1 protein-coding gene and 1 pseudogene are annotated in these 1,123 nt (G+C 51.6%); both read right to left on the bottom strand.

Annotation, left to right across the window (positions count from 1 at the left end; all coding sequences use genetic code 11):
- A pseudogene (locus R8269_RS25600) lies at nucleotides 1–407 on the bottom strand (peptide ABC transporter permease); the annotation flags it as partial.
- A gap of 9 nt (nucleotides 408–416) precedes the next feature.
- Nucleotides 417–1,123, bottom strand: a 707-nt coding sequence (locus R8269_RS25595; protein ID WP_318222960.1) for an ABC transporter permease subunit, incomplete at its 5' end; no start/stop codon positions are given.

The following is a 1,123-nucleotide window of genomic DNA, read 5'->3' as shown; positions in this document are numbered from 1 at the left end:
TAGCCTGAAATGCTGCCCCAAATCGTTCCGATAACGACGGCGACTAACGCGCCCACAAAGCCAACTAAAATTGAAAGGCGACCGCCTTGCATGGTGCGGGCAAACAGGTCTTGGCCGAGATCGTCGGTACCAAAGTAATGGCCGCTGCTAAGTGATGGCTTTCCTAGTTCGTATGGGTCGGCGAGTACGTCCCAATCAATCTCATCGTGTCCAAAGGCTGCAATCGAGGGGCCAAACGTGATGCACAAAGTGATGAACGTGAGCACATAAACCGATGTCATCGCGGCGCGGTTTTTTCGGAAACGAGCCCAGGCGTCTTGCCACAAACTACGACCTTCCACCGCTTCGATATTGTCTACGACTTGGTCTTGTAAGGATTGAGTATCCAGTTTCTTAATCGATAACATGTTTGACTCCTAAACTCGGATACGTGGGTCGATCACCGTGTACAACAAATCGACCACAAGATTAAAGAAGATGGTGAGTGAGGCGACAATTAAGGTGATACCCATGACTAAGCCGTAGTCGCGATTCAGTGCACCAGAGACAAAGTGCTGGCCCATACCACCAGTGCCGAAAAAGATGTCGATGATGACAGAGCCCGTCACGACAGAGACAAACGCTGGCCCGAGCATGGCGACGACGGGGATCAATGACGGACGCAGTGCATGGTGGAACAAGATGTAGGCGGTCGATAATCCCTTCGCTTTTGCGGTGCGAATGTAAGGCTGATTGAGGGTTTCAATCATCGCGCCGCGCATGACACGCGCGATGCTAGCGACTGATCCAATGGCGAGACTTAATACCGGCAAAACAAGAAAAGCTAATTGCCCACCTTCCCAGCCACCAGCGGGGAGCCAACCAAGCTGAATCGCAAAAATGGTGACAAGCACGGGAGCCAAAACAAAAGCAGGAACAACCACGCCCGTCATCGAGAGTGTCATTAATCCGTAGTCCAAACGGCTATTGCGCTTTAATGCGGCAATAGTGCCGAGCAGCATCCCAAGTGGGACTGAGATGCTAAAAGAGAGCACCCCAAGCATTGCCGATACGGGCCAAGATTGCGCAACCAACTGAGTGACAGAGAAGTCTTGGTAAACAAAGCTTGGGCCTAAATCACCCT

The sequence above is a fragment of the Vibrio sp. Vb0667 genome (assembly GCF_033391095.1).
This window is presented reverse-complemented; position numbering and strand designations above follow the sequence as displayed.